This is a genomic window from Wukongibacter baidiensis (assembly GCF_050888315.1).
Classification (GTDB): domain Bacteria; phylum Bacillota; class Clostridia; order Peptostreptococcales; family Caminicellaceae; genus Wukongibacter; species Wukongibacter baidiensis.
The window spans coordinates 644,148-656,758 of the sequence record NZ_CP138202.1 but is presented as its reverse complement, the minus strand read 5'-3'; the positions used below and the strand labels follow the sequence as shown (position 1 = coordinate 656,758).

The 12,611-nt window shown below is 33.3% G+C and carries 10 protein-coding genes; 7 read left to right on the top strand and 3 right to left on the bottom strand.

The annotated features are described in order from the left end of the window. Window positions 1–16: 16 nt before the first annotated feature. Window positions 17–1,255, bottom strand: coding sequence for an APC family permease (locus R9X47_RS03230; protein ID WP_432665262.1), 1,239 nt, complete (start codon window positions 1,253–1,255; stop codon window positions 17–19). Between the two features lie 102 nt (window positions 1,256–1,357). On the opposite strand from R9X47_RS03230, the gene R9X47_RS03225 reads away from it, so the two are divergent. Further along, a complete protein-coding gene (locus R9X47_RS03225) occupies window positions 1,358–2,230 on the top strand; it encodes a LysR family transcriptional regulator (protein WP_432665261.1) in 873 nt (290 codons plus the stop codon). 85 nt (window positions 2,231–2,315) lie between these two features. Further along, the gene (locus R9X47_RS03220; RefSeq protein WP_432667581.1) at window positions 2,316–3,554 is read left to right on the top strand and encodes a glycoside hydrolase family 10 protein; all 1,239 of its coding nucleotides are present in this window, start codon (window positions 2,316–2,318) and stop codon (window positions 3,552–3,554) included. Between the two features lie 99 nt (window positions 3,555–3,653). Here the strand turns inward: R9X47_RS03220 and R9X47_RS03215 are convergent, their stop codons facing one another. Then, window positions 3,654–4,025: a pyridoxamine 5'-phosphate oxidase family protein gene (locus tag R9X47_RS03215; protein ID WP_432665260.1), complete on the bottom strand. Its 372-nt coding sequence runs from the start codon at window positions 4,023–4,025 to the stop codon at window positions 3,654–3,656. Window positions 4,026–4,295: 270 nt separating this feature from the next. Between R9X47_RS03215 and R9X47_RS03210 the strand changes: the two genes are divergently transcribed. Together R9X47_RS03210 and R9X47_RS03205 are read left to right on the top strand one after the other, a co-directional pair. Beyond that, on the top strand, window positions 4,296–5,633 hold the full coding sequence (locus tag R9X47_RS03210; protein ID WP_432665259.1) for a PLP-dependent aminotransferase family protein: 1,338 nt from the start codon (window positions 4,296–4,298) through the stop codon (window positions 5,631–5,633). A gap of 157 nt (window positions 5,634–5,790) precedes the next feature. Further along, entirely contained in the window at window positions 5,791–6,735 is a 945-nt protein-coding gene (locus tag R9X47_RS03205) for a stalk domain-containing protein (protein ID WP_432665258.1), read from the top strand. Between the two features lie 121 nt (window positions 6,736–6,856). On the opposite strand, the gene R9X47_RS03200 is transcribed toward R9X47_RS03205, so the two are convergent. Beyond that, window positions 6,857–7,516 carry an HAD family hydrolase gene (locus R9X47_RS03200; RefSeq protein WP_432665257.1) on the bottom strand — a complete coding sequence of 220 codons (660 nt, stop codon included), beginning with the start codon at window positions 7,514–7,516 and terminating at the stop codon, window positions 6,857–6,859. Window positions 7,517–7,714: 198 nt separating this feature from the next. On the opposite strand from R9X47_RS03200, the gene R9X47_RS03195 reads away from it, so the two are divergent. The 3 genes from R9X47_RS03195 to R9X47_RS03185 all read left to right on the top strand — a co-directional run bounded on the left by R9X47_RS03195 (window position 7,715) and on the right by R9X47_RS03185 (window position 12,521). After that, window positions 7,715–8,143, top strand: coding sequence for a MarR family winged helix-turn-helix transcriptional regulator (locus R9X47_RS03195; RefSeq protein WP_432665256.1), 429 nt, complete (start codon window positions 7,715–7,717; stop codon window positions 8,141–8,143). 191 nt (window positions 8,144–8,334) lie between these two features. Then, the gene (locus tag R9X47_RS03190) at window positions 8,335–9,420 is read left to right on the top strand and encodes an efflux RND transporter periplasmic adaptor subunit (RefSeq protein WP_432665255.1); all 1,086 of its coding nucleotides are present in this window, start codon (window positions 8,335–8,337) and stop codon (window positions 9,418–9,420) included. 17 nt (window positions 9,421–9,437) lie between these two features. Next, the gene (locus R9X47_RS03185) at window positions 9,438–12,521 is read left to right on the top strand and encodes an efflux RND transporter permease subunit (RefSeq protein WP_432665254.1); all 3,084 of its coding nucleotides are present in this window, start codon (window positions 9,438–9,440) and stop codon (window positions 12,519–12,521) included. The last annotated feature ends 90 nt before the right edge of the window (window positions 12,522–12,611 follow it).

The following is a 12,611-nucleotide window of genomic DNA, read 5'->3' as shown; positions in this document are numbered from 1 at the left end:
ACTAATATTAAAGGTTTTATACTTCACAGCTTTCAATAGCTATGAAGTTTTTCTTTTCTAAATAACCTGCCATGAAGTATACGAAAATCATGGCTATAAAAATGCTCTTACTAGAAAATGACAATAGAATAAACAGACTTATAGATAGAATGATACCTCCAGCCTTATAGACTAGCCCATCTATGACCTTTAGCGATGCGATCAACCCTATTAGTGCATTAGCTAAGAAAAAACCGTTAGCAATTGATAGGATTAGTTCTAAGCTTAGAATTTTTAAGTTGACTAGTAGAAGAACTACAAGGTGTACCGTTATAAAGTACAAAACTGAGTTTACAGGAATATCATCCTTATTCTTTTTAGTAAATATCCTTGGTAAATAGCCTTCAACTGAAAGAGAATTGACTAATCTTGCTAAGGCTCCTACTATTAATAAGTAAGTAAATATGCATAAGCCAGAAACTAATAGGGCTAAAAAGGTAACTGAAAAATTACCGAAAAGTGGTGAAAGCACATTAACAAGGGACAATTCACTTGTGTACTTAAAGGATTGAATGGCCAGGGATAAGCTTATATACGTGATTGTAATAATGACTAAACTGAAGGTTGTAGCTAGAGGAATTGTTTTCTTCAAGTCTCTAACTTGCTCCGAATAATTGCCTACGATTTCCCAGCCTATGATTGCCCAAAACAAAAGTAATACAGTTTTCCCTAGGGGCATTAATTGTACGTCAGTAATTGGAGTGATTGATATACTATTTTGACTGAGGACAACTATTGAACTTATTAATATGATTACAGTAATAATAGATGAAAATATAAAGCTAAGGGTGCTGATAAATTTGATGTCCTTCAACAATATAAATAGAGAAACAAGAACTAACCCCATGGCTATGTAGTTTACATTAACACCACTTAGGCTTTTTAAGTTATTAAGATAATCTGAGGCAGTAAGCATCACTGCAGTTGGGCCAAATGAAACGGCTGATATCATAAGAAATGATGAATACAGTTTGTATTTTTTACCCAGGCTCTTTTCGATGGCAATTGTCATACCTCCATCTCCCGGATACATAGTAGAAAGCTTAGAGAAGATCATAGCGAATATTGCACCTAGTGTCATAATAACAATCCACGACCAGATTGCAGAATTTCCAAGCTTACCATATGCTAGGGGAGGTAATAATATTATACCGCTGCCCAGTATTGGTCCGATCATCAAGCCACTCAGTAAAAGTGGACCTATTTTTTTCTTCATCTTCTAACCTCCTTTTGATATACTAATATTAATTTATAATTATACATTAGTAAAATTGAAAATTATAATGATTATCATCAGTGTTCATGATGGGAGGGAAGTATGGATATTAAAAATTATATAACCTTTAATAGGGTTGTTGAAACCGGAGGATTTACCAAGGCTGCAAGCTATATGAACTATGCTCAATCAACAGTGACACTTCATATAAAAGAGTTGGAAAGACATTACAATGAACTATTATTTGATAGGATAGGGAAAAAAATTTACTTAACTCAATTTGGAAGAACATTATATGATAGAACAAAGATATTAGTAGAAGATTATGAGTCTGTTGTTAATATGAGTGCAGGCGAAGACGGAGCCAATGAAGTATTACGACTAGGGGTCTATGAATCATTATTGCATTACAGAATTTACGATCTCATTCAAGAATATAAGATGACCTATCCAAATGTGGATATCATTATCAAGCATGGTGTATGCTCTGAGCTTAGAAGAATGGTTAGGGAAGGGGAGCTAGATTTAACCTTTCAAGTAGAATACGAAACGGAGTTTTCATATTTAAATTCAATAATCCTCACAGAAGAAAGGTTTAGCTTCATACTGCCAAAGGGACATGGCATGGAAACTATGAAGAAAAAGAATCAAACAGTCTACTTAACAGAAAAAGAGTGTTCCTATAGAAAACTGTTTGATAATTACTTAAATAATCAAGGGATTATAAAACAACACACCATGGAAACCGGTTCGGTAGAGGTTATTAAGCAGTATGTAGCATGTGGACTAGGCTACTCCTTCGTTCCAACAGTTACTGTCAGAGATGATCTATCGAAGGAAAGATTTGAAATAGTTGAATACAATGGGAGTGAGCGGCTATACACTCAAATTGCTTATCATAAGGATAAACATGTATTCAATGCTATGACAAAGTTTCTAGAAATGTTAGAAGAATATTCTAAGGAATGGTACTAACTAGAAAATCCTACCCTCTTCCTGTTTATAATTATCAAATATCGTGTTATACTGTCATTATACGACAAAGGGGGTCATTTATTTGGTGAAAAATGTTTTAACAAAGTCTTTTGCAATGTTATTAGTTCTATTGATACTCACAGTTCCAGTATATGCCTTTAGAAATTTAGGTAACCAAAATGGCTTTGAAGTTGAAAATGATGATAGCAATCAGAAAAGGGAACTTAGAGCTATCTGGGTGGCTACGGTTTATGGATTAGATTATCCCTTAGCTGGAGTAACAACAGAAAGTGAGACTCTTAAAAAAGAAATTATTGAGATGCTTGATAATATCCAAGGAATGGGCTTTAACACAGTTTTCTTCCAAGTTAGGCCAGCAGCGGATGCACTATATCCTTCTAAAATTTTTCCTTGGTCAAAGTATTTAACTGGAGACCAGATGACTCCTCCAGAAGATGGTTTTGATCCATTAGAGTTTATTATTACTGAAGCTCATAAAAGAGATATTGAAATTCATCCATGGATAAATCCCTATAGAATTACGATGAAGACCAGTGATTTAGATGAGTTAGCATATGACCATCCTGCCCGTGTTCATCCAGAATGGGTAGTAGCACATGGTAAGGGTGAGAAGATTAGACATTATTTTAATCCTGGTATTCCTGAAGTTGAAAAAATGATTTTGGATGGTGTTTCTGAGATTCTTGAAAACTATGATGTTGATGGTATCCATTTAGATGATTATTTTTATCCTGGACAAGCCTTTAACGATGCCGATACATATGCTCAATATGGAGGAGAATATGCTGATATAGGTGATTGGAGACGTAGCAATATAAATAGCCTTATTGAGAAAATGTACAAATTAGTAAAGGCAAAGGATGAAAATTTACAATTTGGAGTGAGCCCATTTGCCATTTGGGCTAATAGTAGCTCTAATCCTTTAGGTTCAGACACAAGGGGAAAACAATCCTACTACTCTATGTATGCAGATACAAGGGGATGGGTTAAAGCTGGGTACTTAGACTATATCATGCCACAGATTTATTGGAATATTGGTTATGAAGTAGCCGATTATGAGAAGATATTAAACTGGTGGTCTGATGTTGTAGCTGATACGGAAGTAGACTTATATATTGGACAAGCTGCCTATCGTGCAGGTAATACCGATCCAAATAGCCCATGGTATGGCGTTGACCAGCTCCGTGCTCAAGTGAACCTCAACCGTACAACTGATAATGTAGGTGGATATGCGATGTTTAGATATGCAACCTTAGTAAGAAAACCTGAATTGGTTGGATTTATGAAAGAGATTAATCGCTAGATTTAAAAATACATAGTATTAATAAAAGTTGGAGGATAGTATAATACTATCCTCCAACTTTTATTAATTGCAATTTATCATCGAAAAAATTAATGAAACTTATTGTGTTTGAGTAACAGAATTAATTTTTATTTTTAATACTGCTCTTATCCATGGAAAATTTTCTTTTACCATATCGAACTCTGAACCAGCTTTTATAAATTCAGCTATGCCGTCTATTAGGAAGCCAGTTCCAAGACCACGAAGCCCTTCTACCTCATGACTTCCTATTGTAACCTTTACCTTGTTATTTGCATTAATATTAGACTCAGTTTTATTCATTCCTCCAGCAGGGATAAGTAATTCTTTGTTAGTTGTTACAGTCACATAGCTATTCCAAGTGTTAGCTATATGTGGGCTCTCTTTACCCTGGGTTGCAATGGCTACAATACCTTTATATTTTAAAACATCTAACAATTTTTCTATTGTCATAGTAAACACTCCTTAATTAGTTATTTATTGTTTCATTGTAATAATAAAGTTTTTTTATTATAGGATTATTTTTTCTAGAATATGGACGTCTGACTTTTCTAACTTATTGAATATTACCCTCTACTCTTCTTATGTTGTGTATAATGTTAATATAGCGCTATATCTAATGTTAATTATAAATAATAAATAAATTACATACAATGATAGAAATCGCAACTGTATTAATACAGTTCATCTAGTTAACAAAGTTTAATAGGAGTTGGAGATGACATGAGAAAGTATATAGACATAGCAAAGGACATAGAGAATAACATAGAAAAAGGGAAGATACAGTCTGGTACGAAATTACCATCGGTCAGAAATTTGGCAAACAAATATGAGTGCAGTATAAACACTATAGTAAAAGCATATGAAGAATTAAAGAAAAAGCATTTAGTATATTCAGTAGGTCAAAGTGGATACTATGTTGTGGATAGTAAGAAAAGTGATTTGGACTTAGAAAGTAAATATTTAGATTTTTCTTCGCCTTCACCTGATCTGGATGGTTTACCTTATTTAGATTTTAAGCATTGTGTTGACAAATCTATAGATTTATATAAAAAACAACTATTTACTTATCAAGGTCCATATGGATTTCAACCATTAAAAGAAATACTAGTAAAGCATTTTATGAACTATCAAATTTTTACAAAGGCCGATAATATGGTTATAACCTCGGGAAGTCAACAAGCTTTAAGTCTCCTATCAAGAATGGCCTTTCCAAATGGTAAGAAAAAAATACTTATTGAGCAGCCAAGCTATTGTATATACCTTAGACTTTTAGAATTAGAAAATTTTGAGGTTATTACTATTGAAAGAAATTTTAATGGTATTGACTTAGAAGAATTGGAACGCATATTTAGAACTCAAGATATAAAATTCTTTTATACTATGCCAAGGTTCCATTTTCCATTAGGGACTTCATTCTCCTTAGATGAGCGAAAGGCTATTGCAAGCTTAGCGTTGAAATATGACGTGTATGTAGTTGAAGATGACTATATGGCGGATATGGAAATAGATAATAGGTACGATCCTATATTTACGCTAGGAAACTACTCACATGTAGTATATTTAAAAACATTCTCAAAAATATTAATTCCTGGTCTTCGGGTTGGTGTGGCAGTTCTTCCAGATAACCTAATTGAAAAATTTAGATTGTATAAGCACTACACTGATTTTGATACATCACCTATTACTCAAGCTACTTTAGAAATATATTTAAAAAACGGCATGTTTGATCATCATAAAGATCAAATAAAAAGCATTTATATTGATAGAATGGAGTGTCTGAAAAAAGAGCTGCAAAAGTACGATACAAAGAATATACAATATTCTAAAGAAAGCGCAGGCTTTTATATGTACTTAATATTACCGAATCATATAAATGATATGAGATTAATTGAAAGACTTAAAGATATGGGAGTACTAGTTATGCCAGGTAGGGAATCTTTTTTCAATGGTTTCATAACTCACAAATCCATTGTTTTAAGTATATCTAGGGTTACAAAGGAAGAAATTAAGAAGGGCGTACAAATAATTATTAATGAAATTAATAGATATTCTATATGAAATGGGATGGTTTTTCCTCCTTTTAGGGGAGTAGTAAGAAGAAAAATCGAATTGAAACAGCTAGACAATGACAAGATTGAAGACTATATTGCTAATATTTACATCTTTAACTTCCTATTTGATAAACTTATACTTAATATAATAGGAGGAGAAAGATATGAAAGACAAGATAAAGGGTTTAATTATGGGGACCGTAATTGCTACATTAATTATGAGTCCTATTGTTGGGGCACAGGGGATGAAGGAAAATGTGGAAGTTCGGTTTGACTACGTTAATCTTAAGGTAAATGGAGATGAAGTTGAAACTGATACGTTACTCTACAAGGGTGTTACCTATGCGCCTGTAAGAGAAGTAGCTACGATTTTAGATAAGGAAGTCGGTTGGGATAATGATACTAGAACTGCAATGATTAATGACAAGGAAAATATTAAAAATGATTCAGATATTAATACTGAAAATAAAAATATTGAAAAACTAGGGATAACTGCAATAAAAATGGATAATAAATATTATAATCTTGGATACACTCAACCAACATTCGAGTATGCTATAGAACAACTATATACTGACAAAGATGGTGGTCTCTACTCTCTTAATCAAAATAGTGTTTTGGCTTTAACTGCACTTATACGTATTTATAATAACGACTATAATATAAATGAGCCGCGTAACCCTAATGTCGATGGGAATATAATACTTTTAAATAAAAATACATCACCTTGGCAATATAGTGGATATGGGGAAGAAGATAAAGAACAATGGAGCGATATACCTGCAACACGAGGTGGTTATGAATTTCAAAGTGTAAAGACCATTCCTTTAAAACATTATATTTTCCTCAATGAAGATAAAAGTAAATCTTACAATCTTACATTTTTAAACGGTGAGATTACAGATAAATATAGAAACCTAAACTATTCACATGATCCGACTAGAAATAAAGAATATAGCTTAGATAAGTTTCCTAAAAGTATAGTAAAATTTGAAGACGATACAAGAAAATTTATAGATATAGGTGAGATATTAGAATATCTTGAATATAAATATAAAATATATTTTGATTCTAAAAAAGACTGTATGGTAATCGAAATCTTAAAATAGGCTGTGGGTATCTTGCAATATGTAGAAATTTACTCTAAAACACATTGGGGCTGAATTCATAAGAAGTTCTTATGAATTCAGCCCTGTAGTAAAGTAAAATTTAATTTAAAGAAGAAAGCAATTAAAGGAAAAGATATTCAATTTCCTCAAAACAATCTATAATATAATCTGGATTTTCCCTTTCTAACTCATCTCTAGTATTAGATCCTGTGGTGATTGAGATAATCTTGGCACCAAGATGCCTAGCAGTTTTAATATCTAAAAGAGTATCACCTATAACATATATACCTTCGTAGTTATCGCCATAGAGAGCTTTTGCCTTCTCAAGGGCCGACTCTGCAATGTCAAACCTTCTAAGGCCGTCTTCACCAAAGCCACCTGTAGCAAAATGTTTCCAAACTCCTAATTTTTCAAGCTTATAGCGTGCGCCAATACTAAGTTCTCCAGTAATTAAAGAAAGCTTATGATCAGTTTTAGATAGTTTTTGTATAATATCTACTGCATCAACATTAGCTCTCCAAACATCGGTAACTTTAAAAGCTTCTAGCTGCTCTTCATACAATTTTAGAAACGCAGACCATTTTTCTTCATCAAAGCAAGTATTGTGTTTCTCTAAAACTTCCATAAAAACATCCTTATCAGAACGGGCGGAAGTATCTACACCATTCATGCCATTTTGAGTATTGAGGAAAAGGTCGATTGCTTTCTGATAGGGGATATCGGTTCTGTGATCTCTTTTGATTATAGTACCGTTTATATCAAAAAAAATAAGTACTCCCATGTAATTCACTCCTTAAAGGTAATTATAACTATATTTGTATTGTAACATAATAAGACAAGGTTATGTACTTAGCCCGAATTATTTATGAATAATTCGGGCTAAGGAAAAAAATTAACAAAACGTAATATATAGGCTGGAAAAAATGCGTGTACACGCACATAAATCTGTGATATAATTTGCAAATTGGGAGGGAAAATCATGAACAAGGATGATATAGGATATTACACGAGAAGTATAATTAGAAGCTTCCAAAATAATATGGATAAAAAGCTTTATAGTTATGATATTAATGGTGCTGATATCTACATAATTGAACACGTGTACAATGAAGATGGGATTTCACAGGAAAAGCTATCGTCTATGATGATTATCGACAGAACAACAATTAGCAGAAGAATAAAAAGGCTTGAAACCTTGGGATACATCAAAAAGGTAAGGGATGACAAGGATAGAAGAGCATTCAGATTGCATAAAACGGAAAAAGGATTACCGGTTTATGAAAAAATTAAAGAAACAAAAGATGAGTTTGGAAGAATAGGCCTTAAAGGAGTTAGTGAGAAAGAACAAGAAATGATTAAGGCTATAACTAAAAAAATCTATGAAAATATAAAAGATGGTTTACTATAGTGTCAGCTCATGGAAAAATGAAATAGCTTAGTACAATGGAACAATAAAACTACGACAAAATATATGCGTGTGCACGCATATATTTTAAAGTGAGTATAGAAAGATTATTCATGAGTGCATTATATAAAAACCTTATAAATACATAGAAAAATTATAAAGAGAAGAAAGGAACAATAAAAGGAGGATAATTAATGAAAAAGATAAGTTTGATACTATTGAGCCTGAGCATGTTAATGATGATAACTGCTTGTGGAGAGACAGAGGTAGCATCTGTTGAAGAAGTAGCGAAACCAGTTGAGGTGATGACTTTAAATGAAGAGACTATGCCAGTAGAGCTTGAATATATTGGTGTAGTTAAGTCCGATGAGACAAAGGAAATTGGATTTAAATCATCAGGAAAGATATCTAAGATATATGTAGAAAAAGGAGATTATATAAAAAAGGGTACGAAGCTTGCGGAACTTGATAAAGAAGATTTAATGTTTCAAGTAAATGCATCAAAGTCGAAGCTAGATGCTGTTCAGATTGATATTAATAAAGCAAAGGATTCATACGATTATGCAAAAGAATTATTTGTAAAAGTTGAAGAGCTGCATGAAAGTAAAAGCATATCACAGTATGAATATGACCAAGCAAAATTGAAGATTGACTCATCAGAGGATGCATATGATCAAGCTAAGTCAAACTATGAGGCAGCTAAAACAGATTATGATTACAAGCTAAGTATGGTAAATGATACTACCCTTGTTGCAGATATTGAAGGTTATGTACTAGATATCAAGTATGAGGTAGGTGAAATGATTTCATCAGGAAGCCCCATCGTGGTTTTAAGAAATGATATGAAGATAGTAGAAACAGGTATTACACAGAAGGATTTAGGGAAAATCAGCATAGGTCAGGAAGCTAAAATAGAATACAATGGGGAAGAAACTAAGGGAAGTATAACTAATATATCTCAACTTGCTGATAAATCAACGAGAACGTATAATGTAGAGATTTCACTAGATGAAGGGGATTACTATTTGGAAACTATTGTAGGGGTTAAATTTGAAATTGGTGAGGAAAGTGGAATCTGGATTCCTATTAATTCAATTTTATCTTCAACGATAGACTACGTTTATGTTGTTGAGGACAATAGGGTTGTTAAGAAAACTATAACGATTGAAGATACAAAGGGAAGTCTTGTAAAGGTTAAAGGGCTCGAACCGGGAACTAAGCTAGTTATTAATGGAATGAAATCAATTAGAAATGGCTCCTTAGTAAGTATTATTGATTAAAGGAAGAAGGTGATTTAGTGAAGAAGGGAATAACCTATTCAGCTATAAAGAATAGGAAATTGACAATACTTTTGATAGTACTGTCCATGGTTATTGGACTTTATAGCTATTACATTTTGCCAAGGCAAGAATCTCCTGATGTTAGTGCTCCAATTGCATTGATAACTACGGTTTATCCAGGAGCTTCACCGGAGGATGTAGAAGAGCTTGTAACAAAAAAAATTGAGGATGAGATTTCAGAGGTTAAGGGATACGATTATAGCAACTCAACATCAAAAAATGGGGTATCAATTGTTCTTCTGTATTTAAAGGATGGCGCCGATACCGATGAGGGCTGGGACGATCTAAGGGAAAAACTTCAGGCCCTAGAAGGAGAACTTCCTAGTGAGATCCTACCTATAGATATCAATACAAGCTTGACGGACACAGCAGGAATGATTATAAGTATGTCGGGAGACAACTATACATATGAAGAGCTTGCTGATTATGCACAAGTATTTAAAAAAGAGCTTAGCAAAATCGATGGTGTAACGAAATTTGAAATAGATGGAGATTTAGAAAAGCAGATTACCGTTGAAGTAGATATTGATAAGCTTAACTATTATGCTCTATCTTTAGACGATATATCGAGTATAATACAAAGTCAAAATATAAATATACCATCGGGTGATGTTGATGATGGTAAAACTAAAATAGCTGTAAAATCAAATGGAACTTATGCATCTATGAAGGAAATAGAGAATACTATTATTATGGTTTCATCAGAAAACGGCACGGTTTTACGCCTTAAGGATATTGCGAATATATACTATGAAGTAGATAGCTCATCACCAAGATATAAAGAAATGGATACAAAAGCAGTACTTCTTACAGGGTATTTTGCAGATGGTCAGAATGTGGTACTTACTGGAAAAGAGGTTGAGAAGAAGGTTGAGGAGCTAAGCAGCAATCTTCCGAAGGATATTGATTTTAATCAAGTAATATTCCAGCCAAAGGATGTGGCAAAATCAATAAATGATTTTGTAATAAATCTTTTAGAGGCGGTATTCTTCGTTATTGCCGTTGTGTTCTTTGGGATGGGGGCTAGAAATGCAATTATTGTATCTACAGCCATCCCCTTGTCAATATGCATGACATTTATAATCATGTATGGATTTGGGATTAAATTAGAGCAGATGTCGATTTCGGCTCTGATTATTGCCTTGGGTATGTTAGTTGACAATGCCATTGTTGTGAGTGATTCAATACAAAGTTATATCAACGAAGGAATGGAGCAGTTTGAGGCCTGCGTAAAGGGAACTAAAGATGTTGCCATGTCAATGCTAACTTCCACCCTTACAACTGTTCTCGCATTTGTGCCATTACTTCTTATAGGGTCAGCAGTAGGACAGTTTATCTTTGGTGTTCCTTCAGTCGTAATAATTGCGCTGATATGTTCATACATCTGTGCCATAATTACAACGCCAACCCTAGCATATATATTTTTTAGAAAAAGAGATTCTAAAAAGAAGGATAAGCCTTCGATAATACGAAACATTTTTGATAAACTACTTAAATTAGCCATGAAGAGAAAGCTTGCTATGATTAGTGTAGCTATAATAGCATTCCTGGCAACGGGACTACTCGCAACGCAGCTGGAAGTCAGTATGTTTCCTAAGGCAGATAAGGAGCTTATGTATATAAATATTCAAGCTGAGAACGTGTCTGATCTAGGTGTGACTGAAAAGCTTTCTAGCGATGTTGTAAAGGTAGTAAAGGAATATCCTGAAGTTATAAGTTACTCAGAAGCAATAGGAGATGGGCTGCCTAAATTTTATATGACCGTTAAGACTGGTTCACCATCAAAGGATTTTGCTCAAGTTCTCTTGAAAATACGTCTAAAAAAAGATGGGAGATTTGAATCAAAGGACGAACTTTTAAACCATATGCAAAAAGAACTTGATAAGGCAATAGTAGGAGGAAGTGCCGTTGTAAACTTACTAGATGCTGGTACTGGTGGAGGGAGTCCAATTCAAATAAGAGTCAGCGCGGAAAAGATGGAAAGACTAGAAGAAGTTACAGATTTAATCACTAATGAATTGCGAGCCGTAGAAGGAACGATGAATGTAGATAATGATTTTATAGCTAAAAACTATCAATTTAGTGTAAATGTAGATGAAAATAAGGCAAGTGCCTATGGAATATCTAAGTATGATGTTCAGAAGGAAGTAAGTATAGCACTAAGAGGTAAAAACTCCTCTTCCTTTAGAAAAAATGGAAATGAATATAATATTATTGTTAAAAGTGATATAGAGAGTAAAGAAAAATTGGAAAATATAGCTATAAAATCGGCGATTACAGGGAATAAAGTATTGCTAAAGGAAATTGCAAGTATTGATATGGAGTCTCAGTATCCAATTATAGCTAGATACAATAAAGAAAGAAGTGCTGTCGTTACATCTGAGATATTAAATGAATATACTGCCCAAGATGTTGAAAAGCAAATTAAGAATCAGGTAAGAGACTTGGGATTATTAGATCTTGAAGATGTAAAGGTTGATTTTGATGGTGAAATGGGAGATATACAAGACAGTTTCTCTGATTTAGGAATTCTTGCTGCTTTCTCTCTAGTGTTAATAGTAGGAGTTTTAGTATATCAATTTAATTCATATATGCAGCCATTTGTTATATTGTCTACTATCCCATTAGCTTTAATAGGATCTATAGGTGGTCTATTTATATTAAAGCAACCATTGTCCTTTACAGCAATGCTTGGAATAGTCAGCTTAGTTGGTATAGTTATAAATAATGCTATCGTATTGATTGACTATATAAACAACTCAAGGGAGATGGGAAGCAGTGTCATAGAGGCTTGTAAAAAGGCAGTTGATAGAAGATTCAATCCTATAATGCTTAGTACAGTCACTACGGTAATTGGACTTATACCACTATTGATATCTGGTGGTGATATGTTTAGACCAATGGCAACTGCACTGATTGGTGGATTATCCATATCGACTATATTAACCTTAGTTGTTGTTCCGACAATCTACAATATGGTTGAGGGAAGATCAGAAAGAAAAGAGTACAAATCTGTAGAAACAGAAGGTAAAAATATTTAGGTAGATTTGAGTTTCTAGTTGTTAAAGTTTACTCTAGAAAACCGGCACTAAAAATAGTTGTTTGAAGTGGCAACTATTTTATGCCGGTTT

Bases quoted from the DNA above. Each gene is read 5' to 3' on its own strand.
- R9X47_RS03230 (WP_432665262.1), bottom strand. From the start codon at position 1,255: ATGAAGAAAAAAATAGGTCCACTTTTACTGAGTGGCTTGATGATCGGA.
- R9X47_RS03225 (WP_432665261.1), top strand. From the start codon at position 1,358: ATGGATATTAAAAATTATATAACCTTTAATAGGGTTGTTGAAACCGGA.
- R9X47_RS03215 (WP_432665260.1), bottom strand. From the start codon at position 4,025: ATGACAATAGAAAAATTGTTAGATGTTTTAAAATATAAAGGTATTGTA.
- R9X47_RS03210 (WP_432665259.1), top strand. From the start codon at position 4,296: ATGAGAAAGTATATAGACATAGCAAAGGACATAGAGAATAACATAGAA.
- R9X47_RS03205 (WP_432665258.1), top strand. From the start codon at position 5,791: ATGAAAGACAAGATAAAGGGTTTAATTATGGGGACCGTAATTGCTACA.
- R9X47_RS03200 (WP_432665257.1), bottom strand. From the start codon at position 7,516: ATGGGAGTACTTATTTTTTTTGATATAAACGGTACTATAATCAAAAGA.
- R9X47_RS03195 (WP_432665256.1), top strand. From the start codon at position 7,715: ATGAACAAGGATGATATAGGATATTACACGAGAAGTATAATTAGAAGC.
- R9X47_RS03190 (WP_432665255.1), top strand. From the start codon at position 8,335: ATGAAAAAGATAAGTTTGATACTATTGAGCCTGAGCATGTTAATGATG.